Origin of the sequence: uncultured Anaerococcus sp., assembly GCF_963512375.1 — a bacterium.
Classification (GTDB): Bacteria; Bacillota; Clostridia; order Tissierellales; family Peptoniphilaceae; genus Anaerococcus.
The window spans coordinates 19,312-44,111 of sequence record NZ_CAUPMI010000014.1 but is presented as its reverse complement, the minus strand read 5'-3'; the positions used below and the strand labels follow the sequence as shown (position 1 = coordinate 44,111).

The following is a 24,800-nucleotide window of genomic DNA, read 5'->3' as shown; positions in this document are numbered from 1 at the left end:
TTACCTCGCATAATTATTCCTAAGCTGGCCACAGGAAGCATCTATATCTTGGCCCATGGATTTTCTGATGGTGGCATTTAGGCCCCTTCTGCTTAGTTTATTTTTAAATTCCTCTAAAGCACACATCTTTGGTTTGTCATGTTTAAACTCCTCGATTGGGTTTAGAGGAATTAGATTTATATGTACATTTTTGCCAAATAAGAGATCATGTAAATTTTCTATATCTTCATTAAGATTATTGACCTGATCGATTACAACATATTCAAAGGAAACCCTTCGGCCTGTTTGCTCAAAATAATAATCTGTTGCCTTTATAAGCTGGTCAATTGAATATTTTTTGGCAATTGGCATAAACTTAGCTCTTTTTTTATCATCTGCATAGTGAAGAGAAACAGCTAGGTTTACATCAAGCTTACTATCAGCTAGCTTATAGATTTGTGGGACAAGTCCAGATGTTGATAGGGTTATGGACCTATGAGAAAGATTTCTACCCTTGGGGTCTGTAATAATTTCGATGAACTTTTCTATGTTTGTAAAATTATCCAAAGGCTCGCCTATACCCATTATTACAATGTTTGAAATAGGCCCATTTAATCTTTCTAGAAGATAAACTTCTTCTATTAATTCAGAAGCTGTCATATTTCTTACCAGACCATTTTTGGTAGATGCACAGAAAGTACAACCCATCCTACAGCCAACCTGGCTTGATATGCAGATTGTAGACCTATCCTTATAGTCCATATATACAGCTTCTATAATATTTTTATCATCTAATTCTAAAAGATATTTCTTGGTTGAATCTAGCTTTGAGCTAAAAGTCTCCAAAAGCTTTACACCATCAATCTTAAAGTCATTTTTAAGCTCTTCTCTCATTTTTAGGGGAAGGTCTGTCATCTGATCAAAATCATTTATCCTATTTACATGGATATTGTGAAAGACCTGTTTGGCCCTAAATTTTTGATAAGATTTTTCTTTAAATAAGTCTTCAATTTGGCTTGTATTTTTATCATTTATACTAATCATTTATCTTCCTAAACTTGGATATGAAAAATCCATCATATCCATCTTCAAAACTCTTGTATTCCTTAAAAGCTTCTCCATCTATATCTATGCTTTCTAGATTTTCCATAGCCTTTAGATATAAAAAATTCTCTTTATTTTCTAAGGGACCAATGGTGCAGGTTGAATAGAGTAGAATTCCGCCTTTTTTAAGGTATTTTATCGCTTGGTCAAGGATTTCTTTTTGCAGGCTAGCAAGTCTTACAATCGTTTCCTTATTTCTATTATATCGTATTTCTACTTTTCTTCCTACTACCCCAAGGCCAGAACATGGAGCATCTACTAAAATATAATCAAATTTATTTTCGAAATCCTCTACAAATGCAGAAGCATCGTGGTTTGTGATGGAAATATTTTTTAGTCCCAACCTTGAAATATTTTCCTCAATCAATTTATTTTTTGAAGAAGAGATGTCATTTGCTATTATTTGGCTGGTATTATTTGTAATTTCTGCCAAATAAGAAGTCTTGGTACCTGGTGCTGCGCATAAGTCAAGGATTTTAGAATTTTCCTTAGGTTCTAAGGCTTCTACAGCCTTCATTGATGATTCCTGTTGGATAGTGAAATAACCTTCCTTAAAATATTTACTTGCTGCAAGGGAGGCTGGATTTTTGACTATCAAGGCATTTTTGGCAATTTTACCATCTTGAATTTCATAGCCTTCTGCTTCTAGCTTTTCTCTTAATTCATCTTTGCTTATCTTTAACCTATTTACCCTTATTGCAAGATTTTTAAGGCTATTTGCATCTCTAAGATATGCCTTGGTATAGTCCATCCCATAGTTATCATAAATATATCTGGTAATTTCTTCTGGAAAGGAATACCTAATCGAAAGACTTTTTATGTCATCAGTCTCATAGATGGTTGCTATTTCCTTTTCATCCCTTATAAAATTTCTAAGAATAGCATTGACAAAGGCTGACGATTTTTTGTTTTTTTCCTTACTTAGGTCAACCAACTTATCTACTGTTGCATAGTCCTTTGTATCTAAGAAATGTATATTGTAGATTCCAATTTCTAGGATAAGTAGGATTGACTTGTGGATTTTCTTAAGCCTTATATTTGATAATTTCCTTATCATGTAGTCAATATAGATTTTATTTTCCAATACTCCATAAACATTTTTGCTGACGAAGGCTAGGTTTTCTGCCTTGTCAGCATATTTATTTATCATGTCATTGGATTTTTTATCCTGGTAGACTATGGCGTAGAGAATATTAAATATTATCTTTAAATCAGTCATTTTCTATGATATATCCTATCTCTAGGTCGTTTCCTAATAAGAAGCTCTTTGTATCCATGGCTTTTTTGCCTGGGACCTGAATTTTTTCAATTCTTATGGCAGAATCTCCTGTTCCTATCAAAATTAAATCTTTTTTATTTGCAGCTAAGATTTCCCCAGCCTTGCCCTTTTTATCAGAAGCTAGGCTTGCCTTATGAATTTTGATATTTTCTCCCTTATATGGAAAATAAGCCACAGGAAATCCAACTAGGGCCCTGATTTGGTTTAGGATTTCCTTACTTGTCCTTGTAAAGTCAATCCTACCCATTTCCTTGGATATTTTTGTACAGAAGGTCGCCTCAGCATCATCTTGTTTGATTCTTTTTGCATAGACCTCATCAAAGTTTAAAATAGCCTCTCTAATAGCCTCAGCACCTAGGGCACCTAACTTATCTTCTAGGTCAAAATAATCTTCACTTGGGTCTATTTTATAATCTTTTTGGATTAGGATGTCACCAGAATCCATGCCTTTTTCTATGAGCATGGCTGTGGCTGATGTTTCTTCTTCTCCATTTAGGAGGGAAAATTGTATAGGGCTTGCCCCCCTATAAAGCGGTAATTTTGAAGGATGGAGGTTTATTATCCTGTCCTTAAAATTATCTAATAATACATCTTTTAAAAGTTGACCAAAGGCAACTACTACTATAAAGTCGATTTTAAGGTCTTTAAGTAGACCTACAAATTCCTCTGTATTTACAGAATCTGGTGTTTCTACCCTAATGCCCTTATCTTCTGCATATTTTTTGATTTCTGTTGGGGAAAATTTATTTCTCGATCTCTTCTTATCCTTGCTTGATACAACTAGGCTTAGGTTTATATTTTCATCATTATAAAGAACATCCAAAGTCTGCACTGCAAACTTTGGATTGCCCATAAAACATATATTAATCATTTATTTCTTCTTGGTCCTCAAATTTTATTTCTTCGATGTACTTATCCTTAAATAATATTCCATCTAGGTGGTCAATTTCGTGAGATAGGATTACTGCTGGGAAACCGTGGGTATCCCAAATCTTTTCATTGCCATCTTCATCTAGGTATTTTACCTTTACATGCTCAGCTCTTTTTACTGTAGCATTGAAATTTGGTACAGAAAGGCAACCTTCTACACCGACTTGTTCACCATCTTTTTCTATTATTTCAGGATTTACAAGCTTAACAAGACCTGTCTGTCCATCTTGAGGATCTACTACTATTACTCTCTTAAGTATTCCTACTTGTGGAGCGGCAAGGCCTACTCCATTTGCATCATACATTGTCTCTGCCATGTCATCTAATAAAATTCTGATCCTATCAGTAACTTGGTCTACTTCTCTTGAGACCTTTCTTAAAATTGGATCTCCATCTATTCTTATATTTCTAATTGCCATATTTCCTCCTTATTTAGAGTTGCAATATTATCTCTTTTTATCCTTTATATTTTACTGGTTTTAGGCTTATTTTCAATTATCCTTAAAGGCTATAGAGTAAAGCTTGCTTATACCCTGGTCATCGATTGTTACACCATGAATTTTTTCTGCAAGTTGCATGGTTGTTTGCCTGTGGGTTATCATTATAAATTGAGTCTTATCTGATAGGCTCTTTAGGTATTCTATATATCTTTTGATATTTGATTCATCTAGGGCCGCATCTATTTCATCTAAGATTGAAAATGGGGCTGGGTTTTGTTCAAAAATCGCAAAAAGTAGGGCCACTGCAGTAAGAGCCTTCTCCCCACCAGATAGAAGTGAGATTGATTTTAAGGACTTTGATGGTGGTTTTGCCTCTATTTCTACTCCAGCAGTAAGAAAGTCCTCGCTGTCTAAGATTAGCCTTGCATCTCCTCCCATAAAGAGGGTTTTGAAGATTTTTGTGAAATTTTCATTAATTATAGCAAAGTTTTTAGAAAATTCTTCCTTCATTTCCTTTTCTAGGGCTAGGATCATCTTTTCTATATCGTCTTTAGAATTTTTCAAATCTTTTATCTGAACTTCGACAAAATCAAGCTCTTTGGCTACATCATCAAAGTCTTCAAGGGCTGTAGGAGTAAAATACCCAATCTCATTTATCCTTTTTTGTAAGTCGATTAGGTCATTTTTCTTAACTTCAAGACTTTCGCAGGGCTTGTATTTCTCCCACAAGTCTTTTATGGAAATGCTTATGAATGGTGATATTTCATCTTCTAATTGACTGTAAGACACATTCAAATTTTCTAATTTATAGGAAAGCTTTACCTTTTCAAGGTTTTCCCTGTTGAGGTCTTCTTCAATTTTTGTATTCTGGTCAATAAGTTTTGAATTTTCTGACTCACATGCTTCTATATCTTGACCTAAGACCTTAATTTTTTCTTTTAAATTTTCAAATTCTTTTGTATATAAGTCAATCGAAGCTATAAGCTTATCATTTTTTGATGTGGATTCCTCTAGATCTTTATATAAATTTCTCGCTAGCTTTTCTTGGATTTTGATATTTTCTTTTATATCTCTAAGCTTTTCTTCAAGATTTGCTCTAGCATTGTCAGCTAAGACTTTATCACGCCTACTTATCTCAAGCTTATTTGTAAGGCTAGATATCTCTTCTCTTAGCTGGTCAAATTCTTTATTTTTACCTTCTAGGATATCTTCATTTTCAAATAAGTTTTGACTAAGCTTTTCAAAATCCTTCCTTAAAGCATCAATGTCAATATTATTTATTGATTCTTCATAGTCAAGGTCGGCATTTTCTAAGCTTATCTTATGACTTGTTAGGGATTCTATTCTTAGCTTAAACCTTGAGATCTCATCACTTATCTCTTTGATGCTTCCTTCTCTTAGGTCGTAGGCTTCTTTTTCTTTTAGAAGATTTTCCCTCTTATTATTTATTTCCAAGTCTAATTGGCCTAAGACTTCTTCAAGGGCCTTTCTCTTTTCATCAGCCTTTTCTATATTAAGGCTTAAATCCCTTAGCTTTTTCTTTCGGTTTAATAGGTTGACATTAGATCTCTTATTTTTGTCAGAGCCAGCAACCATAGAGCCCCAGTTATTTATAATATCGAGGTTAAGACTTATTATCCTATAACCCTTAATCTTTCTTGAAAGATTAATTGCATCATCTATATCTTTTACAACTACGGTTGATCCTAGGAAATGATTTATAACACCTGATAATTTCTCATCATAGGCCACTAATTCGTAGGCCATGGCTATAACTTCTGGAAAGTTTGGTCTTTCCTTTCTATAGGATTTAATTGAATCTATAGGCAGGAAGGTAATCCTACCCAATTTTTCCCTATTTATAAAATTAATAAGCTCTCTTGTATCTTCTTTTGTCCTTGTGACAATATTTTGAAGGCCTGGGCCCATGAGATTGTCGATGATTTCCTCATATCCAATTTTTACCGAAATTAAATTTGCAAGTGTATCTACATAAAAACCTGCCATCGCGCTTTCTTTGGTCTTTTTTAGGAAGTCTTGTATTTGATAAAAGTATCCTTGATTTTTATCAAGACTATCTTTTTCTATCCTCATATCAGCCATCAAAGATTTAATTTCAAGCTTTAAGTTGTGTAATTCATTTAAAGTTTCCCTATACTTTTCATCCGCATTTTTAATACCATCTGCTAGATCTCTTAGGATTATTTCTTGGTTATTTTTTTCTAAAAGCAAGGCATCATGATCGTCTTTGCTTGCTTGTAACTTTTGACTTAGGTCTGAAATTTCCTTATCAAGGGTAGCTAATCTTTGTTTTTTCTCCGCCAAATCTTTTTGTCTTTTTTGGTCAATTATCGCCCTAGACTTCTCAAAAACTTCATAATCTAGAATTTGTTCTTTTATTTCTTCTACACTTGACCTTTGACCAGCTAAGATATTATTTAAGTCTGAAATCTCTTTTTCTAAAGATATTTTTATATCTTTAGCCTTTGCTAAATCACTTTCTAAGGATGATATCTTTTCAGCAATTTCTCCTAGCTCTTTATTTTTTAGGTCGTAGGATTCACCTTCACTCGTTAAAGATTCCTTTAGGCTTTCAAGGGCCTCTTCTATCCTATCTTTGTCTCTAAGGTCGTAATCCTTTTTTTGGATATTTAGGTCAAGACTTGCCTTGGAGCGCTCGATATTTTTCTCATAAGTCTCCGCTTCTGCTTTTGACCTATCAAGATCTGCCTTTAGAGTCTCATATTTTTTCTTAAAGGGGCCAAGTTTTTCCAAAATTTCAGAATGACTTGATTCAAGAGATGTAAGATTCTCTTCAATCCCCTTAATTTTTAAGTTAATATCATCTCTTTTCTTAACAAGGTCAAAAGACTTATTTTTTAGGTAAAAATATGATTTTTTATTAATTTCTTCGCTTAATTTCTGATGGGCTAGATAATTGTCCTTGTAAGCCTTAAGAAGGTCGTAATCTTTTTTCTTGTATTCTAGTTCTTTTTCGATTATGTCAAGGTCTTCGCTTACAGATTTTAATTTTTTGTCAGCTTCTTCTCTCCTGTACTTGTGTTTAGAAATTCCGGCAGCTTCCTCAAAAATCGCCCTCCTATCGGCAGGAGTTGACATAATAATTTCATCAATCCTACCCTGGCCAATTATTGAATAGCCTTCCTTCCCAACTCCGGTATCGAAAAATAGCTCTCTAATATCCTTAAGCCTGCATCTTTTGCCATTTATCTTGTACTCATTTTCACCTGAACGGTAGATTCTCCTAGTGATACTTACCTTATCATAAGCAAGGTCTAGCCTTTGATCTTCGTTTGAGAAATTAAGACAGACTTCTGCTATATTCATCGCATTATTTGCACCTTGGAAGATTACATCTTTCATATTTGAACCACGTAGGCTCTTTATGGATTGCTCTCCCAAGACCCATCTTACAGCATCAGAAATATTAGACTTACCTGATCCATTAGGTCCAACTACAGCAGTAATTTGACTATCAAATTCAATTTTTGTCTTATTTGCAAAGGATTTAAAACCCTTTAGTTCTATACTTTCTAGTCTAATTTAAATCACCACCGTATTTTTCTTCTACATAAGTATCTATAAATTTATCTATATCTAGGTCGTATTTTTTTTCACAAGAAATAATATAAGATGAATCGCTTGATTTAAACTTAAGCTTAATCTTATATTTTTGATAAAAATAATTCTTGTTTGATTTTTTGTTACCCGCAATTATAGAAATATCCCTATCATTTGTAAAAATTTCTAGGTCATCTCTTAAATCCAGGTCTTCAATTAATTTTTCCAAATAAAGCCTATAGATGTAAGATTCTACCTCTTGTCTTAGGGCTGGGTGGAAGGGGCCTGCTACTACGTCTGCTCCCTCGTTTATGTTTTCTGTAGGCTGAAGGCCAATCCTTATGACATTAATATTTTTATATTCATATATCATTAGGACTTCTGCAGATATTTTTATGGCCTCTTCTAGACTAAGGGGCTTGTAAAGACCTGCCTGGTAGAGCTTTTCAAGCTTGGTGTCTTTAATTACCAAGGTTGGATAAATTCTTGCTAGGTCTGGGCCAATCTTTGCTGACTTTAGGGCTGTTGCAATTATTTTCTCCCTAGAATCCTTATATAAGCCTGGCATTATTTGATGGCCTAGCTTAAATCCATAATCTTTTATAAGCTTACTTGCTTTCTCGCTATCGCTTACCTTATGGCCCCTTTCATTTGAATCTAGGACTTCTTGGTCAAAGGATTGGATTCCAAGCTCTATGGTGTCTACCTGGTAGGATTTTAAGATTTCAAGAATTGAATTATTTATATAATCAGGTCTGGTTGAGAGTCTGATTCTATCAATAATTCCCTTCTTTTTGTAGCCCCTTGCTATCTCTAAGTATGAAGTCATCGTCTCAAGGGGAAGGCCTGTGAAGGATCCTCCATAGAAGGCAATCTCCTTGCTTGTCTTCTTATCTTTGAAATATTTTAGGTAGTCTTCTATTTGCTTTACAATGCTTGTCTCGTCTGCCTTATCCCTATAATTTGTTATCTTTACCTGGTTGCAAAAGGCACAATCATGTGGGCAACCCAAAAACGGAATAAAGATTGGAATTATTTGATTAGACATTTTTGATACGCTCATATGCTTTTTTGGCTGCCATCTGCTCGGCTGTTTTTTTGTTCTTGCCTATTCCTTCCGCTAGGGCCTTTCCATTTAATTTGACTACCATGGTAAAGGTCTTATCATGCTCTGGACCTTCTTCTTTGATGAGTTCATAGGTCAAATTTTTCTTGTTTTTGGCATTGTAATACTCTTGTAGACGGGTCTTGTAGTCTAAAAATAAGGAATCATCATTTATTATCTCTAAAACTTCATCCTTATAATTTTTGTATAAAAATTTGCACAAGTTATCATAGGATGAATCTAGGTAAATTGCAGCACAAGTTGCCTCAAAGGTGTCAGCCTTGACATGCTTTTTGAGCTTGCCCCCTTGTTTTTTCTCTCCCATTCCAAATCTTAAATACCTGGTTAGGCCAAATTTCTCACTTGCCTTGGCAAAGGAATCTGTGCAGACTATTCTTGACCTTGTTCTTGTTAGCCAACCTTCAGGCTTTTGTGTGTAGTTTTTAAATAAGTATTCACTTACTACCATATCTAGGATGGTATCTCCCAAAAACTCTAGCCTTTCGTTTGACTTTATGTTTCCTCTCGCTTCATTTGTGAAGGAAGAATGAGTTAAGGCTACATCTATCAACGCCTTGTCATTGAATGTGTAGCCTATATTTTTCTCAAATTCTTCTATTTTTTCTAGTCTATCTTTTGACAAAGACATTAATTTTTACTTTCTATAAGACTTACTATGTCTGCTAAGCTTTCGATTTCGTCAAGCTCTTCATCAGAAAACTCAATCTCAAACTCTTCTTCAACAAGCATTATGAAGTCTACAAGGTCGATTGAATCTATATCTAAGTCAGAAATCTTGCTTTCAAAATCGATATTAGCTACGTCAATATCTAAGTTTTCTTCTGCTAGTTTTGTTAATTGTTCTCTAATCATTTAATTCTCCTTGAATTTTATTAATTACATCCATGTCTATATATTGAATTAGGCCTTTTATTGCATTTGATATAGCTATTTCATTTGCATTGCCATGGGCCTTGTATACATAGGATTTTACCCCTAACAAAGGTGCTCCTCCAACTTTTTGAGCACTGAATTTGCCTAAGGATCCTTTAAGGTCATTTTTAATAGCAAGGGCAGCCATTTTATTCTTAAAAGACTTATAAAATACTCCCTTAAGCTCACTCTTAAGTAGGTCTAGGACTCCCTCTGCTGTCTTTATGGCTACATTTCCTGCAAAACCATCAGCAAGAAGGACATTGACCTTGCCTGTAAACAGGTCTCTTGCCTCTACATTGCCCACAAAGTTAAGGTCTCTTTCTTCTAAGAGCTTGTAGGTTTCTTTGGTAAGTTTGTTGCCCTTGTGGCTTTCTACGCCTACATTTAATAGACCTATCTTAGGATTTTCAATTCCTAGGACATTTTGTAAAAATATCTTACCCATAATAGCAAATTCTTCAAGATAAGCTGGCTTGCAGTCCATGTTAGCCCCTGTATCCATTAGCATGCATACTTCGCCTGTGCTTGGTAGGCTTGCTGCAAGAGATGGCCTATCCACACCCTCTATTCTTTTAGATATAAATATACCACCTGCAAGAAGGGCTCCAGTAGAACCAGCTGATAAGAGCCCATCATAGCCTTCTACCTCTAATTTATTATAGGCTAAGACTATTGAGGAATCTTTTTTCCTTCTGATCGCCCTTACTGGCTCTTCATCATTTGAGATAAATTCATCAGTGTGAATTATCTCGTAATCTTTTATCCTTCCATTTATTATTTCTTTTAACTTTCTTTCATTTCCTACAAATACAGGAATAAAGTCCTTATCCTCTAGAGCAAGTATGGCACCTTCTACCAAGACCTTAGCGCCTTCATCTGCTCCGTAGGTATCTATTACAATTTTCATTTCATCCTCTTTATATACAATAATTTATGTACATTATACTTTTCTTACAAACTTAGGCTATCTTTAGGTAATAAAAAAGATAGTGCTAAAAACACTATCTCTTTTAAAAATTAATTTTCTTCAACTACTGCTACGCCTTTGTACTCTCCACAGGATGGGCAAACTCTGTGTGGTAGCTTCATTTCGTGGCAATTTGGACACTCAACATAGTTTGATCTGTTCAAAGTATAAGCTGAGGCTCTTCTTTTATTTTTTCTTGTTTTTGATGTTCTTCTTTTTGGTACTGCCATCTATGACACCTCCTCTTATCAGTTTTAGCAATCCTTTATATTATATAAGCTAAAACTTTGCTTGTCAAGCTTCTACTAGAGATTTTGTATCTCTTGCTATCATTAATTCTTCGTTTGTAGCTATTACCATTACCTTAACTTTAGAATCATCTGTAGAAACTACATGGCAACCACCACGTACATTGTTCTTTTCTTTATCTATTTTAATTCCAAATAATTCAAAGCCTTCCATGATATCTTCTCTCATAGAAATTGAGTTTTCGCCAATACCGCCTGTAAATACTATTGCATCACAAGCTCCTACTTCTGCCATATAACCTGCTATATATCTTTTTACTCTTGTGGCAAACATATCTAGGGCAGCTTTTGCTCTTTCATTGCCTTCTTTTGCAGCATTTTCAAGGTCTCTAAAGTCTGAGGATACTCCTGATACTCCTAGAACGCCTGATTTTTTATTTAGAACATTTTCCATTTCTTCTGGAGAAAGATTTTCTTTTTTCATGATGTAAGTTACAGCAGCTGGATCTATATCACCTGATCTTGTACCCATTACAAGACCTTCAAGTGGAGTAAGTCCCATTGATGTATCAAATGATTTACCATTTTTAACAGCACAAATTGATGAACCATTACCAAGGTGAGCTGAAATGATATTTAAATCTTTTACATCCTTGCCAAGTACTTCTGCTGCTTTATTAGTAATAAAGTTGTGGCTTGTGCCGTGGAAGCCGTATTTTCTGATAGCTTCATCTTCGTAATATTTATAGTCTATACCATATAGGTAAGTTTTTGCTGGCATAGTTTGGTGGAAAGCTGTATCAAATACTGCTACGTTTTTAACATTTGGAAGTAGTTTTTCACAAGCTTCTAGACCCATTAGGTTAGCTGGGTTGTGAAGTGGTGCGAATTTTGTATATTCTTCTATAGCATCTCTTACTTCTTTGTCAATTAGGGCAGATTTTGTGATTTTTTCTCCACCGTGTACAAATCTGTGTCCTACAGCATCTATTTCTGAAAGGTCAGCTATGACACCATTATCTTTATCAACTAAAGCATCAAATACGTGAGCAACAGCTTCAGTGTGATCTTTCATAGCTTCTTCTATTATATATTCGTCATCACCCTTTTCTTGGATAAGTTTTGAGCCTTCGATTCCAATTCTTTCTACTAGGCCTTTTACCATTACTTCTTCATTTTCCATGTTGAATAATTGATATTTAAGTGATGAAGAACCACAATTAATTACTAATACTTTCATTTTTCCTCCAATATTTTTCTTCTATTTACCTACATTATACCTTAAATGTCACTTTAGCAATATTAATAAATTCGCTTATTTATAAGAATGAATCTATTATTTTTATCATAATCATATTTAATTAGGGCTATACTTACTGTATCTTTATATTTTGCATTAATATTTACTTGCTGGTAAGGCAAATCTTCAACAGGATTTATTATTATTTCTGACTCTAAAGATAAGCTTGCTTTTAAATTTTCTATATTTGTATCCTTATCAAGGCTTAATTCCTCTATGACTACATTTGCAAAGCTTTCGCAGTCAAAGAGACTTTGCTTCTTGTTAGAAATATTTAAGGCTAGATCTGTATCAACTTCATTTTGTCCACTAATAAAGCTAACGCTCAGAGCTAGGACTAATAAAATTATCAGCACATAAATGCTTATAAAGGCCTTTTTCATAGCTTATCTCCTACATCTATTGCTGTTTCAAAGTTGAAATTCCCCCTGGAACTTTTTAGATAAATTCTAATGATCTTATTTTCCTCATCAAGTATCAACTTTACATCTTTTATCCTTGATATATTATTTGATGTTCCACCAGGGCCAGTTGCCAAATTATCACCATTTATCCTCAAAAATCCGTCCTTCTGATAAAAATAACATTTACTCTCTGAGAACTTTTTCTTATCTGACTTTGTTTCATTTTCATCTGATTTTGTCTTATAAAAGTAAAAATTACACTGGTCATTATTCATAGCTTCGATTTTTTTTGACCTTCTAATATTTGTGTCTATATAAAGCATGGCTGTACAAGCATCTTTATATTCTTTCTCCCTATAAAAGGATGAGGAGAGAGTTTTGAAATTGACCTTAAAAAAAGAAAATAAGATTACAATTAAAATTGATATTATGGCAAGACTTATGATTAATTCTAAAAGGCTAAAGGCTTTTTTCATTTCCTTACCTCGATTACTTCCAAACTAGCTCCCTGGTAACTCGCCCTGATTTTAATATATCTATCAGATTTAAGGTCTGGATTATCATAAGGGCTTACTGATATATCTATGTCATAACCAGCGATATATTTTGTGTTATCACCCATTGGCAGTCTTTTGCCAATTTCAAGTCCTCCTTGTAGGGCAAATGTTATCTTTGCCTTATCTTTTGTATTTTCAGAAATCTTCATATTATTAAAGGCTGATGGAAAGACAAATAAGGCTATAAGACTTAAAATCATTAGAGCTACGATTATTTCAATTAGGCTAAAGGCTTTACTTTTCATCTAAATATCCTGTGAGTGCACTTATGGTAAATTTACGTATTTTCTTACTTTTCTTATTAATAAAGGCTAGTTTAAACGAGCCCCCATCTTTTGGACTTGCATAACCATCATCACGAAATTCTATGGTATTATCTATGTATAAATAGTTAATATGCTTAAAGTTGATATCATCTTTTCCATCTTTATTTACGATACTTCCGTGCTTTTCTCCTATGTAATAAGAATCCTTTCTTAAAATTAGATAATAGTTTGTCCCTCTTGCCATAGCTTTTTGCCTGGCAAGGTTATAGTCATTTACAAAGGCTTCGACTTCAATATCAGCTGCTAGATCATCAATTATTGACACTTTAAGAAGTGGTATAGCAGTTATCGTAGCTATAATGGCAAGAACTATTATTAATTCTAAAAGAGTAAAGGCTTTTTTCATACTTTTATCCTAAAATCAAAATGAAAACAAAGGCTAGGAAAATGGACGGGCATAAGGCAATTTCTCCCTTAAGGCTTCTTATTTTTATAGATTTTATTATAGCAAAAATAGCTCCTATCCATAGGGAAAGGAGTATTAAGCTAGTTAATTGTCTAGTTTCTAAATATAAAAATAGACCCAGGTAGAAAAATAAATCTCCATCTCCCAAGCCTCCTTTTGACAAAAATCTAATTAATAAAAATACCAAGGTAAATATGAGCAAAATCTTAAAAAATCTAAAAGAAAATCCAAGATAGATCAACCTATATAAAACACCTATGCCTATTAAAATGTAACAATCAATATCATAGATTTCCATATATTCATGGTCTGTTAAGGCTATTAAAAGACCGATAATTAGGCCTAGACCTAGTACTAGAGCCCTAAATCCTTCATAGATATTAAAGGAGATTAAAAAGAGAAGACCTCCTAAAATTTCCGTTAGAAAAGTCTTATAGGAAATCTTACTTTTACAAAACCTACACCTTCCCTTTAATATTATAAAAGATACTATCGGAATCAGGTCATAAGTCCTTATCCTTTGGCCGCAGGATTCGCAGAAGCTATTTGGCTTAATAATTGACATACCAAGCCTCCTACGGGCCATCAGGGCCGATATAAAGGAGCCTAGACAGGCTCCTAGGGCAAATACTAGTATTTTTACCATAATCACTCCGTCTTAGGGTAAACTTTATTTCCAGCAAATTTAATAACTAAATCGCCATTATTGTAATGGACTTCATAGTCACCTGAGTCTTTTAACCCTTTTGGGCCTTCAGGCCATTTATCTAAGTATGATAAAGCATCTTTCATACTTTCTTCATCATCTTTTTTCCAATCAAATTTCTCAGACTCGCCTAGGTCAAGAGCCTTTAGCAGAGCAGCTGATTTTAACATCTCAATATTAGCCTGGTGAGCAGTTTCTGCCGCTTTTATTTTTGACTTGTTATACCTAGGTATGGCTATAGCTGCCAAAATTCCAAGTATAGCTATTACAATAATTAATTCAATTAAGGTAAATCCCTTTTTCTTTTTATTTTTCATCTTATACTCCAATATTTACTGCATCAAACATAGGAAGAGCCACCGCTATTACGACAATAAAAACAATTACACTCATTATAATAATTAGGACCGGCTCTGCAAGCCTTGCAAGTCTTTTGGACCTGAAAATATATTCGCTAGCAAAATAGTCCTTGGACCTCTTTAGTATGTCATCAAGCCTACCAGTTTCTTCACCTATCTTAAATATCGATATTAAGAGAGGAGAAAAAATCCCAGGCCTACTTAAGGCTTGAGCCTGACTTAGCCCCCTATCTATATCTCTTCCTATCTGATCAAAAACTTCTTTTAAGTAAGTATTTTTAAAAGAATCTCCTATAATTTCAAAACTTAAAAGTGGATCAATCCCACCAGCTCTTAATATGTAAAAAAGAGAAGTAAGCTGGTATTCTAAATTAAGCTTCTTAAGCTTTGAAAAAAGTCCATTCTTAAAGAAAAACTCATCCATTTTTATCTTTTTTCTCTCATTTGTTCTGACCAATAAAATAAGAAAAGCAATCAAGGTTAAGCTTAGGATAATAAAAATAAAGTTTGCTGATAAAAAGCTTGAAAACCCAATCAAAAACCTAGTTATTAGAGGCAACTTTATCTCAGCCGTCTCAAAGACACTTACAAAGGTGGGCATGACATATTGTAAAATCACTCCCACCACAAAAATTGTCACAATTAAGACTATGATAGGGTAGGTCAAAGCCTCTTTGATATTTTCCTTGTTTTTGCTATCTTCATAGATAAATTCTGATAAATCATCTAAGATGAGTGATAAGCTTCCGGTCTTATCTGATGATTTAACAGAAGCTATAACTATGGGAGTAAAGTACTTTTCCGCCATAAGGAAAGCCTCATGAGGGCTCTTTCCCATATCCAAATTTTCAATTATTATATCCAAGGCTAAATTTAATCTCTTATCTAGCTTTTGAGTTTTTATTATCCTTAGGCTATCAAAAAGAGATATGCCAGAATTTAATAAAAGCGATAATTGCTTTAAAAATAAGAACATAAGCCTAGGAGAAATTTTCCTTGGGCTTATGTCCTTATTTAATAGGTCCTTTATTTTATTTAAACGTTCTTCTTTCACCTATACGTTCATCAACTCTTGGTTTTTCTTCTTTGCAATATCTTCGATTGATTTAATATATTTATCTGTGATTTTTTGAATTTCATCTTCTAGAGTATATCTATCATCTTCAGTTACATCTCCAGATTTTTCACTCTTTTTGATTTCATCCATAGAATCACGTCTTTTATTTCTTATAGCAATTTTTGCATCTTCTGCGTAAGCATCAACTTCTTTGGTGTATTCTTTTCTTCTTTCTTCTGTAAGAGCAGGGAAAGGTAATCTAATGATTTCACCATCGTTTTGTGGTGTTATACCAATATTTGACTTTAAAATTGCCTTTTCAATTGGAGCAATATTAGTCTTATCCCATGGTTTTATAACAAGAAGTCTAGCTTCTGGAATTGAAATAGTAGCGGCTTGATTGATTGGAGTATCTGTGCCGTAGTATGAAAATGTAATTCCATCTAGGACAGATTCAGTTGCTCTACCAGCCTTAATAGTTGAAATTCTTCTTTCAAAAGAATCTACTCCTGTTTTCATGCCTTTTTCGGCATCTTGTCTTATTTGCTCATATAGCATATTAAAAACTCTCCTTTACTCTTGTACCTAAATCTTGATTTTCAAATACTTTTACCATATTAGATGGGTCATCAATATTAAAGACTATAAGTGGCATATCATTATCCATACACAAGGATGTAGCAGTTGTGTCCATTATCTTAAGCTCTCTTTGTAGGATTTCCTTATAGGTTAACTTATCAAATTTCACCGCATCATCATAGACATTTGGATCCTTATCATAAATGCCGTCGGTACCAGTTTTACCTAAAAGAATAACATCCGCATCAATCTCTAGCGCCCTAAGGCTTGCTGTAGTATCTGTTGAAAAATAAGGTAATCCAGTACCAGCAGAGAAAATTACAATCCTACCCTTTTCAAGGTGCCTAATGGCCCTTCTTCTTATATAAGGCTCTGCCACTTCAGTCATAGAAATTGCTGTCATTAGCCTGGTATCAAGTCCCATTTCTTCAAGGGTGCCTTGAATTCTTAGTCCATTCATAACAGTGCCAAGCATACCTATATTATCAGAGCTTGCCCTGTCGATATTTGTACCAGACCTACCTCTCCAGAAATTGCCTCCGCCAACAACAATAGCAACCTCAATTCCTCTTAGGGATAAAGTCTTAATATTAGTACAAATGTTATCAATAACTTCATCATCAAAGCCAAAACCAGCCTTGCCAGATAAAGCTTCTCCACTTAACTTTAATACAATTCTTTTAAAATCTTGCAAAATATTCCTCCTAGCTTATATAAAGTATAAACTATTTTAGCAAAAATTAAAAGTGCAAAAACGATTTTTTGCAAAATATTTGAAAATAAGTTTATATGTATATTTTATCATAAATATAATGAAAAGTCATCTTTTATTTGAAAATTAAAAATAGACACAAAAAAAGACGTTATCTCAAACGTCTGTAGTTTGGTGCGGGATAAAGGAGTCGAACCTTCACGAGAAATTCTCACTAGATCCTAAGTCTAGCGCGTCTGCCAATTCCGCCAATCCCGCATGGGGTGAGTAGTGAGATTCGAACTCACGCTCTCCTGGGCCACAACCAGGTGTCGTAACCAACTGGACTATACCCACCACGCTAAGTTGTTCTCTACTAATGTCTCACTGACTATTACAGTATACAACTTTTATTTTGTTTTGTCAAATATTTTTTTAATTTTTATTAAAATAATATTTGTGTAAGAAGTTTAGCTCTCTCACTGACAATAAATATAATACCACGATTTTAAAAATAATGCAAATTTTTTCTTCATTTTCTTTTTTTATCTTTTGAAGTAGAATATCAAGAGAGGTGAATTATGAAAAATACAAGAAAGTTTATTTTAAAACTATTTGCTATCATTATTGCTATAGCTATGATTGCTCCACTGATCTATAATGCAATACTATCTATGCAATGATTATAGAAAAGATTGAGTATTCAGATAAATATAATTTAATAAGACTAAGTATTTCTAATGAGAGATTCTTTGTAGATTATGATTTATATTATAAGCTTAATCTAGAAAAGGATGAAGAGTTAGACTTTGATACCTATAAGAAAATCTTGGCTAACGATGAGTATAACAGGGCTAAAAATTTTGCTCTGTCTAAAATATCCTATTCTCAAAAATCTACCTATGAAATAAAAAAGAAGCTTGCTGAAAAGAAGTTTTCTAATGATGTTATCGATAGGGTTATTGAATTTTTAGATTCTTATGGCTTTTTAGATGATGATGCTTATGTTAAATCTTTTATTACCGATAAGGATGAGATTTCTAGGTGGTCTAGGAATAAAATTTCTTACATGCTTAAGTTAAAACATGTGGATGATAGGCTTATTGAAGAATACATAGGTCTTGTTGATGATGACAGAGAGCTTGAAAAGGCTAGTTTTTTTGCCGATAAGAAGATTAAGGATGATTATTCTTTTGAAAATAGGCAAAAGGTCTTTAGGCATTTGGCTGGCAAGGGCTTCGATATTGATATAATCAATAGGGTTCTTGATGAAAGATTTAAATAATGCATTTTGTTTATATGGTAAGATGTTCTGATAATAGCCTTTATACGGGCTATACTAATGACCTTGATAAGAGAATTGAGGTCCATAATACCGGCAAGGGAGCAAAGTACACTAGATCTAGGCTACCTGTTAGCATAGTTTTTTATAGGAGAGTTGATAGCAAATCTATTGGCCTTAGGCTTGAAGCTAGGCTTAAAAAATTATCAAAAAAGAAAAAAGAGGACCTAGTCCAAAAGTTTGCCCTAAGAAATGAGCTTTCTCTTTCTTAAGGCTTTTTTTAGACTATCTCCTCTTCTTTTTATGGATATTTCAAATAAACCCATCTTTGTAAAGCCAAAGATTTCTGCTTCTATTTGATATTTTTCTATAGCTTTTTGCATTTCGTCTGTGATTTTTTCTTGATTATTAACCCTTAAAAAATCTATTAAGCACATGCCACCTATATTTCTTAACTTAAGATTGTAGGCTATAAAATCTATTAGCTCTAGATTTATTCCTAACAAAAAATCTTCTTTTTGCATTTTTGACTTGCGGCTTCCTGTGTTTACATCTATTACTGTTAGGGTTTCGAGCTCATCTATTATTATGGATAAGTCCTTGTAGGCTAGTTTACTTTCTTTTAAGTTCTTGATCAAGTTTGTAAAAACCAATGAATTTCTTATATCTATCTCACTTATCTTATAAGATTCATATTTTTTAAGGTAAGAATCCTTGATGGAATTTTCTATAAGAAGTTTCGGACTAGGGTAGAATTTTTCTTGATTTATCAGCCAGGCTTTTTTCTCATTTAGTTCTTTAAATAAGATGTCATCTTTTTTCTTACCTGCCTTACGCTTAGCCTTGGCCTTTAAGGGATACCTTGATAGCTTATAGGATTCATTTTCTAGGATGAAATTTTCGCTAGCAAGCCCTAGCTTGCCATTAGCAGGTACTCTTACATATTCTACTATGGCATTGTCCCCTATAGCATATGAAAGACTTGATTTTAAAAATAAATTTTCATCATCACTTATCTCTACAAAATATGAAGACAGGCTATCTATTTTGTTGACAATTTTGCCCCTGTAGATATTATTAAGAAGAGAGTCATAGAATATGACTTCCATAACTCTCTTATCTTCTTCCCTTAATATTATTTTTTCTTTAGGGTCTATATAAATATTTCTCATTTTTTAAAAATTTTCTTTAATTTTTCAAAAAATCCAAGGCTTGGTATCTCTTCATTTTTATCTGCCAAAAGATTTTCTATTACATTTTTGAAGAATTCATTTTCCTTGACTGTTCCTAAATATTTAGGCTTTTTGCCGTCGATTTTATCCTTATAGTTTCTTACATCAAAGTCTTGTGAGGCCTTGTTTATAAAGAAATAATCTGAGTTTAAGTCTTTGTCTATATCATTTTCAGATATTATGTCGATTTTTATTGCGCCCTTTATATCTAGGTCAAGGTTATCAATTATTACTATATCTGCATCTAAAGTGTCTATTAAAGTGTAGACATCTTCTACCTTAAAATCATATTTATCTTCGATTAGAGGGGGAATTATGAAGCTAAGGTTTGTATTTTCATTTACTACTACCCTATCAAGACCCGCAAGTCCTAGGAAATAGTCAGCTATATCGTAGCTTACCATTCCATCCTTGCCAAAAAAGTCTTCTAGGTTTTTTTTCTCATCCCTAAAAAATGAAGTGAGTACTACCTTATCTTTTTGGGAAAGTCTTTCAGAAAGATTTACTGCAAAATCTGTCTTTCCTATATTATTTTCACCATTTATTAAATATATTTTCATAAAAACATCCTTTATTGATTATGACCATTTGCAGATTCTCCCAGGTTTCTAATGTCTTCTTCTGTTGGCTCTGCATTTATCATTTCTATATTGAGGTCAAAGTACCTTGCTATTATGTCTCTCATTATCGGAGATGCATTGTATGAAGTATCACCCTGAGTTAGGACTATAGATATGGCTATTTCTGGATTGTCATAAGGAGCAAATCCTACCATCCATGCGTAGGTGTCATAGTCTGTTCCATCTGGGTTTTGACCTTCTACTTCTGCTGTACCAGTTTTTATACCAATGTCTACTGGCAATTGATTTAGGACAGCATTTTTTTGGCTTACTAGGAGGGTACCATATTTGATATCTTCCAAATATTTTGGATCTTTTATATCTATTCTTTGATGCTCAGGAACATTTTCAAAGAGCACTTCACCAGAATCGTGATTTTTAATCTTGTTGATTAGCGTGAATTTATTTAAATATCCTCCATTTGTAAGTGTTGCTATGGCCCTATTCATCTGGATAGGTGTGTAGGAGTTTTGGCCTTGGCCTATTACTATATTTAGCATATCTGTTATATCCCAAACAGCTTGATTTAAATAGGTGTATTTAATGGTATCGGCTAGGCCTGCTCTCTGTCCTTCTGGCACCATTAGTGGATCATAGCCTCTTTCATCAAAGAAATCTATTATGGCCTTCCTTGACCATTCTTTTGGATTATCTGTAAATTTGACTATATCCTTTATGTCCTGGTCATATTCTTCTTTTGTCTTTTTTACTCCTTCTTTTATGAAGAGGGTTAGGTTTTTTTCTAGGTAATCTTTTAACATTAACTTGGTTACTTCTACCTTCTTACCAATTGAAGGAACATTGCCCTTGGCTTCTTTTGGAATATTGATTTCTATCCCTGTTTCCTTATCAAGACCTAGCATTTCTGCAGCTAGTCTTATATCATTTAGCTCAAGCTTTGTTCCTAGAGAATCACCATCTTCTGGATTTTCTCCTAAGGCTAGGGTGTAGAAATAATAGTTACATGAATCTCTTATGGCACCATAGAGATTTTCTTCTCCGTGGGTTGTACCTGTTTCTGTATAGATTAGGCAAGAAAATCTCCTATTTCCTATATCCATAAAACCGTGACAATTATTTACTGCTAGAGGGTCTAGACCTTTTTCTAGGGCTGCTAGGGCTGTTACAAGCTTAAAGGTTGAACCTGGCATTACCGCAGTTTGAGTTGCTATATTTAGCATTGGTCTTGGGGCTAGCGGTCCATCGCTTTCTTCTACTTGCAAGGCTTCCCAATCTGATTGGGAAATACCTGTAGAAAAGAGGTTTGGATCATAGTTTGGATATGAAGCTAGGGCTAAAACCTCTCCTGTTTTAACATCAGATACTACAACAGCCCCACTTTCTGCATGCGGTGCTAATTTTAGTGGTCTAAATGACCCATATTCTGATTCATAAAAACCTGTTTCTCTTAGGGCTTCAAGGACTCCTTTTAGGGAATCTTCGGCTTGCTTTTGAAGCTTAGCATCTATTGATAGGTAGACATCATCACCTGGTTCAGATTTTGTCTGTGATATTAACTGTCGCCTATTTCCTGCTGAATCGACTGTCACAAGTGACCTACCATTTTTACCCTTTAAGTTGTCTTGGTAGGATTCTTCTATACCTGTCTTACCAATTATTTCATCTCTTAGGTAATTTCTCTCTTTTACATACTTATCTACTTCTTCTGGTGTTGCAATTGGTCCCATATAACCAAGCACGTGGCTGGCAAGATTTCTATTTGGATAGGATCTTATTGGGATGGTCTCAACTACTATTCCTGAAGCTGAATCAATTTTTTCTTCGATTTTTAAAACGGTTGACTCATCTAGGTTGTATACAATATTTATTGGCCTATAGCCAAAGTTTCCTTGGCGATTTAAGGTGTTATCTATGGTGAGTATTCCTACAGCTTCTACATCGCTATAGTCCTCAAGTTTTGCAACCTTTTTAAGATATTTTAGGACTTGCTCACCGCTTTTTTCATTCATGAGTATATCAACAGTTTCTTTTATAGAATTTGTCTTATCCTTACTTGCATAGTAGGTGTAGAAATCTTTTTTATCTGTTGTAAAGGTATATGACCAATCTTTTGGATCATCTTCAGTTATATCAATATTTGGATAAATATTACTTCTTGTATTGGCATTTTGAGCCATATATTTAACATATTCTGATAAGAGAAGTGGCTTTAGAAGTCCATTTTCATCAGCAAGTCTTACAAGCTCATCTACCGCTGACCCTGCTTGAGGATTTCTAAACCTCAGATCTACTGAATATTGGTTCTTATCATCTTTTGACTCAGTTATGACTTCTGTTTCAAAGTTTGCATAGATGCCCTTATTTTCAAGTTGTTCAATAAGCATATTGGCCGGAATTACATAGGCTCCCTTATCATCAACCATAGCTGATGTTAGGACATCGCTTATTGTGGCATTTTTTACTATTTCATAAAAGTCATCAGCTGGTGTTGAATCAAGGCTTATCTTGTCAAAGACCTTATGTAGTCTTGCTTTTTTCTCCACCAAATCCTGATCAGCCTTTATGGCGTATTGGTCCATGCTTAGCTTTCCTAAAAGCTTGTTTGAGTCTAGAAGCTCATAGGCTAATAGTCTAGCGTGTGAGTTTTGTAAGACAGATAGGAGTACTGACCTATCGTTGCCTACAGAATCTATGATTACATCTCTTACATCATCATCTTTTGTAAAACTAATTGATGCTAACTTTTTCTCGTAATTTTTCTTATATTCTATCTTTAGGTTGCCATTTACTTGACTTGCGTGGGCTGGTATATCTATTCCCCTCTTTTTAAGGGCAAGGATGGCTGTATTTACAGTCTCATATTTCATTCCATCTTTTTCATAAAAGGAAAATAGGAAATCATCTACTAGCTCATTGTCAATGATTGTATCAACTACCTTTTCAATTGGCATTTCTTTTTGACTAAAATAATCTTTAAAGTCCTTATATTTGAAGGTGTTTAGTTTTATATTGAAGTCTTCTGTATAATTAACTCCATCTTCTTCAAGTATATCTACAAGGTCTGATATGAGGCTTTGTCTCTTATCTGCATCTATTGCCATAAGCTCATCCTTATAAAGTTTTATGGCAAAGGATGGAATTGAGCTTGCTAAAAGCTTGCCATTTCTATCGTAGATATTACCCCTGCTTGCTAGCTCATCGACTTCTTTGACCTTTCTATTGTCAGATAGGTCTCTGTAATAATCCCCTTTTGAGACCATTACATTAAATAGTCTTACTCCTATCACTAGCATCAAGGCTATGACTACTACTTGAATAAAGATAAGTCTATTCTCTTTTTTATCGCGCATATATTCCTCTAAATTCTATAAGTTGGTATATACATTATTTTCTTTATCAGATAATAATAAATTAGATATACTAGGGAGTTTAGGATGGCTTCAATAAAGATTTCAAGTCCAAGATAATCTGCTATTGATAAGATTGATTTGCCAAATACATAATATATACCATTTACTAGCAAGAAATTAAACAAACTTGCAATCAAACAAATTATAAAGCCCTTGGTCTTATCCTTTGATACTTTTATTATATGTCCTCCAGAAAATAGGCCTATTAGGTAGTAAGAAAGTGCCCTCACTCCCACTAACTGGGTGAATAGGAAATCTTCTACAAGTCCTACTATTAGGCCTCCTACCCTTCCTGTCTTATCTGGCAAGATCTGAGAAAGGGCTATTACCGCTGGTATTATTATATTAACATTTGCTCCTAGTATGTCAATTTTTGCAAAAATTGATGTTTGCAAAACGAAGGTTATAAATAAAATCAAAAAGCTCTTAAATTTATTCATGAATTTCTCCTTCCTTTTGCTTAGTCTGTTGGCTAGCTGGTTTTTCATCTAAATTGTAATTGTTAGAACTTTTTAAGACCAAAACCCTATAAAGATGTGAAAAATCAACTGGTGAATTTATTGTAATATTCTTTCTTAGGGAGTCTTGGGTCATGGTTACTGTTGCAACCCTTCCTATATATATACCATATGGATATATACCACCTAGTCCGCTTGTAAGAAGTATATCCTTCTCTTCTATCTTGCTTTCTATATCAAGCATATAGCCTTGGATGGTATTTTTATCAAACCTATCGATGACTCCATAGTCTCCTGAATTTGCATTTACAAAGGAGACGTCATTTTGGCTTGAATTTATGGTTTCAACTCTGGCTGTAGTTTGATAAACTTCTGTAACCTTTCCTACAAGACCTGTATAAAACTTGCTATCTCCAACAGCCTGAAGGATTATGTCATTTTTCTCAATCCCATCGACCTTGCCCTTATCTATGTTAAAGTGGGTGGTCATGGAGTTTACATCTGTATTTATTAGTTTTGCCTTTATATACTTATTGTCTGAACCCTTTGTAGCTTCTGCTTCATTCTTTAAGAAGTCGCTCCTATTTATAGCTGTAGCGTACCTTGCATTTTCCATAACTAGGGCTCTATTTTCTGCCTCAAGTCTTAGAACTTCAGACCTGGTTTCTTTAGATCCAATTGTTCTTTCGAGCTGGTCTATTATGGCAGATGAAATCGAATAAGTTACACTTTCTATTGGCTTTAAAATAGTGTTTGCTATGTTTGATCCAGTTTTTGAAAGTCCGTCTACTTGGCTTGATATCAATATTACTACCAAAAGACTTATGATAGTTATTATATATGGTGTTTTTTCTTTTTTTACTCTTTTATATGCCATAATAA

At 33.8% G+C, this 24,800-nt stretch carries 27 protein-coding genes and 2 tRNA genes; 2 read left to right on the top strand and 27 right to left on the bottom strand.

Features of this window, described 5'->3' with window-relative positions; all coding sequences use genetic code 11:
• From rlmN to RRB46_RS07095, 22 genes are all read right to left on the bottom strand, one after another.
• A complete protein-coding gene (gene rlmN / locus RRB46_RS07200; protein WP_311538016.1) occupies positions 1-1,023 on the bottom strand; it encodes a 23S rRNA (adenine(2503)-C(2))-methyltransferase RlmN in 1,023 nt (340 codons plus the stop codon).
• Positions 1,016-2,302: a 16S rRNA (cytosine(967)-C(5))-methyltransferase RsmB gene (rsmB, locus tag RRB46_RS07195; RefSeq protein ID WP_311538015.1), complete on the bottom strand. Its 1,287-nt coding sequence runs from the start codon at positions 2,300-2,302 to the stop codon at positions 1,016-1,018. Before rsmB ends, rlmN begins: the two co-directional genes overlap by 8 nt.
• On the bottom strand, positions 2,295-3,233 hold the full coding sequence (fmt, locus tag RRB46_RS07190; protein ID WP_311538014.1) for a methionyl-tRNA formyltransferase: 939 nt from the start codon (positions 3,231-3,233) through the stop codon (positions 2,295-2,297). Before fmt ends, rsmB begins: the two co-directional genes overlap by 8 nt.
• Positions 3,226-3,711, bottom strand: a complete 486-nt coding sequence (def, locus tag RRB46_RS07185; RefSeq protein WP_296129138.1) for a peptide deformylase — start codon at positions 3,709-3,711, stop codon at positions 3,226-3,228. Before def ends, fmt begins: the two co-directional genes overlap by 8 nt.
• A gap of 72 nt (positions 3,712-3,783) precedes the next feature.
• Positions 3,784-7,281, bottom strand: coding sequence for a chromosome segregation protein SMC (gene smc / locus RRB46_RS07180; protein ID WP_311538027.1), 3,498 nt, complete (start codon positions 7,279-7,281; stop codon positions 3,784-3,786).
• Positions 7,282-7,291: 10 nt separating this feature from the next.
• Positions 7,292-8,362, bottom strand: a complete 1,071-nt coding sequence (locus RRB46_RS07175; RefSeq protein ID WP_311538013.1) for a radical SAM protein — start codon at positions 8,360-8,362, stop codon at positions 7,292-7,294.
• Positions 8,355-9,068, bottom strand: a complete 714-nt coding sequence (rnc, locus tag RRB46_RS07170; RefSeq protein ID WP_311538012.1) for a ribonuclease III — start codon at positions 9,066-9,068, stop codon at positions 8,355-8,357. The genes RRB46_RS07175 and rnc overlap by 8 nt, the downstream gene beginning before the upstream one ends.
• Positions 9,068-9,292, bottom strand: a complete 225-nt coding sequence (locus RRB46_RS07165) for an acyl carrier protein (protein ID WP_296129130.1) — start codon at positions 9,290-9,292, stop codon at positions 9,068-9,070. The genes rnc and RRB46_RS07165 overlap by 1 nt, the downstream gene beginning before the upstream one ends.
• On the bottom strand, positions 9,285-10,262 hold the full coding sequence (gene plsX / locus RRB46_RS07160) for a phosphate acyltransferase PlsX (protein WP_311538011.1): 978 nt from the start codon (positions 10,260-10,262) through the stop codon (positions 9,285-9,287). The genes RRB46_RS07165 and plsX overlap by 8 nt, the downstream gene beginning before the upstream one ends.
• A gap of 110 nt (positions 10,263-10,372) precedes the next feature.
• Positions 10,373-10,552, bottom strand: coding sequence for a 50S ribosomal protein L32 (gene rpmF, locus RRB46_RS07155; protein WP_106460056.1), 180 nt, complete (start codon positions 10,550-10,552; stop codon positions 10,373-10,375).
• 64 nt (positions 10,553-10,616) lie between these two features.
• Complete coding sequence (locus RRB46_RS07150) at positions 10,617-11,810, bottom strand: acetate/propionate family kinase (protein WP_296128943.1); 1,194 nt, start codon at positions 11,808-11,810, stop codon at positions 10,617-10,619.
• A 62-nt stretch (positions 11,811-11,872) separates the two neighbouring features.
• On the bottom strand, positions 11,873-12,253 hold the full coding sequence (locus RRB46_RS07145) for a hypothetical protein (RefSeq protein ID WP_311538010.1): 381 nt from the start codon (positions 12,251-12,253) through the stop codon (positions 11,873-11,875).
• Positions 12,250-12,750: a prepilin-type N-terminal cleavage/methylation domain-containing protein gene (locus RRB46_RS07140; protein ID WP_311538009.1), complete on the bottom strand. Its 501-nt coding sequence runs from the start codon at positions 12,748-12,750 to the stop codon at positions 12,250-12,252. The genes RRB46_RS07145 and RRB46_RS07140 overlap by 4 nt, the downstream gene beginning before the upstream one ends.
• Complete coding sequence (locus tag RRB46_RS07135) at positions 12,747-13,076, bottom strand: type II secretion system protein (RefSeq protein ID WP_311538008.1); 330 nt, start codon at positions 13,074-13,076, stop codon at positions 12,747-12,749. The genes RRB46_RS07140 and RRB46_RS07135 overlap by 4 nt, the downstream gene beginning before the upstream one ends.
• A complete protein-coding gene (locus RRB46_RS07130) occupies positions 13,066-13,503 on the bottom strand; it encodes a type II secretion system protein (RefSeq protein ID WP_311538007.1) in 438 nt (145 codons plus the stop codon). Before RRB46_RS07130 ends, RRB46_RS07135 begins: the two co-directional genes overlap by 11 nt.
• A gap of 4 nt (positions 13,504-13,507) precedes the next feature.
• Positions 13,508-14,209: a prepilin peptidase gene (locus tag RRB46_RS07125; RefSeq protein WP_311538006.1), complete on the bottom strand. Its 702-nt coding sequence runs from the start codon at positions 14,207-14,209 to the stop codon at positions 13,508-13,510.
• 2 nt (positions 14,210-14,211) lie between these two features.
• Positions 14,212-14,586: a pilin gene (locus RRB46_RS07120; RefSeq protein ID WP_311538005.1), complete on the bottom strand. Its 375-nt coding sequence runs from the start codon at positions 14,584-14,586 to the stop codon at positions 14,212-14,214.
• A 1-nt stretch (position 14,587) separates the two neighbouring features.
• Positions 14,588-15,682: a type II secretion system F family protein gene (locus RRB46_RS07115; protein ID WP_311538004.1), complete on the bottom strand. Its 1,095-nt coding sequence runs from the start codon at positions 15,680-15,682 to the stop codon at positions 14,588-14,590.
• Positions 15,683-16,243: a ribosome recycling factor gene (gene frr, locus RRB46_RS07110; protein WP_296128920.1), complete on the bottom strand. Its 561-nt coding sequence runs from the start codon at positions 16,241-16,243 to the stop codon at positions 15,683-15,685.
• A gap of 1 nt (position 16,244) precedes the next feature.
• A complete protein-coding gene (pyrH, locus tag RRB46_RS07105) occupies positions 16,245-16,958 on the bottom strand; it encodes a UMP kinase (RefSeq protein ID WP_296128917.1) in 714 nt (237 codons plus the stop codon).
• Positions 16,959-17,148: 190 nt separating this feature from the next.
• A tRNA-Leu gene (locus RRB46_RS07100) sits at positions 17,149-17,234 on the bottom strand.
• A 1-nt stretch (position 17,235) separates the two neighbouring features.
• Positions 17,236-17,312: transfer RNA gene (locus tag RRB46_RS07095), tRNA-His, on the bottom strand.
• Positions 17,313-17,634: 322 nt separating this feature from the next.
• On the opposite strand from RRB46_RS07095, the gene RRB46_RS07090 reads away from it, so the two are divergent.
• Entirely contained in the window at positions 17,635-18,240 is a 606-nt protein-coding gene (locus RRB46_RS07090; protein WP_296128914.1) for a regulatory protein RecX, read from the top strand.
• Positions 18,240-18,509 carry a GIY-YIG nuclease family protein gene (locus RRB46_RS07085; RefSeq protein WP_296128912.1) on the top strand — a complete coding sequence of 90 codons (270 nt, stop codon included), beginning with the start codon at positions 18,240-18,242 and terminating at the stop codon, positions 18,507-18,509. Before RRB46_RS07090 ends, RRB46_RS07085 begins: the two co-directional genes overlap by 1 nt.
• On the opposite strand, the gene RRB46_RS07080 is transcribed toward RRB46_RS07085, so the two are convergent.
• From RRB46_RS07080 to mreC, 5 genes are read right to left on the bottom strand one after another with little or no spacing between them, the layout of a single operon-like run.
• The gene (locus RRB46_RS07080) at positions 18,483-19,409 is read right to left on the bottom strand and encodes a ribonuclease E/G (RefSeq protein WP_311538003.1); all 927 of its coding nucleotides are present in this window, start codon (positions 19,407-19,409) and stop codon (positions 18,483-18,485) included. The two genes, RRB46_RS07085 and RRB46_RS07080, sit on opposite strands and share 27 nt — an antisense overlap.
• On the bottom strand, positions 19,406-20,029 hold the full coding sequence (locus tag RRB46_RS07075; protein ID WP_296128908.1) for a hypothetical protein: 624 nt from the start codon (positions 20,027-20,029) through the stop codon (positions 19,406-19,408). The genes RRB46_RS07080 and RRB46_RS07075 overlap by 4 nt, the downstream gene beginning before the upstream one ends.
• A gap of 11 nt (positions 20,030-20,040) precedes the next feature.
• On the bottom strand, positions 20,041-23,400 hold the full coding sequence (locus RRB46_RS07070; protein WP_311538002.1) for a penicillin-binding transpeptidase domain-containing protein: 3,360 nt from the start codon (positions 23,398-23,400) through the stop codon (positions 20,041-20,043).
• Positions 23,401-23,408: 8 nt separating this feature from the next.
• Entirely contained in the window at positions 23,409-23,900 is a 492-nt protein-coding gene (mreD, locus tag RRB46_RS07065) for a rod shape-determining protein MreD (protein WP_311538001.1), read from the bottom strand.
• Entirely contained in the window at positions 23,893-24,795 is a 903-nt protein-coding gene (gene mreC, locus RRB46_RS07060) for a rod shape-determining protein MreC (protein ID WP_311538000.1), read from the bottom strand. The genes mreD and mreC overlap by 8 nt, the downstream gene beginning before the upstream one ends.
• Between the last annotated feature and the right edge of the window lie 5 nt (positions 24,796-24,800).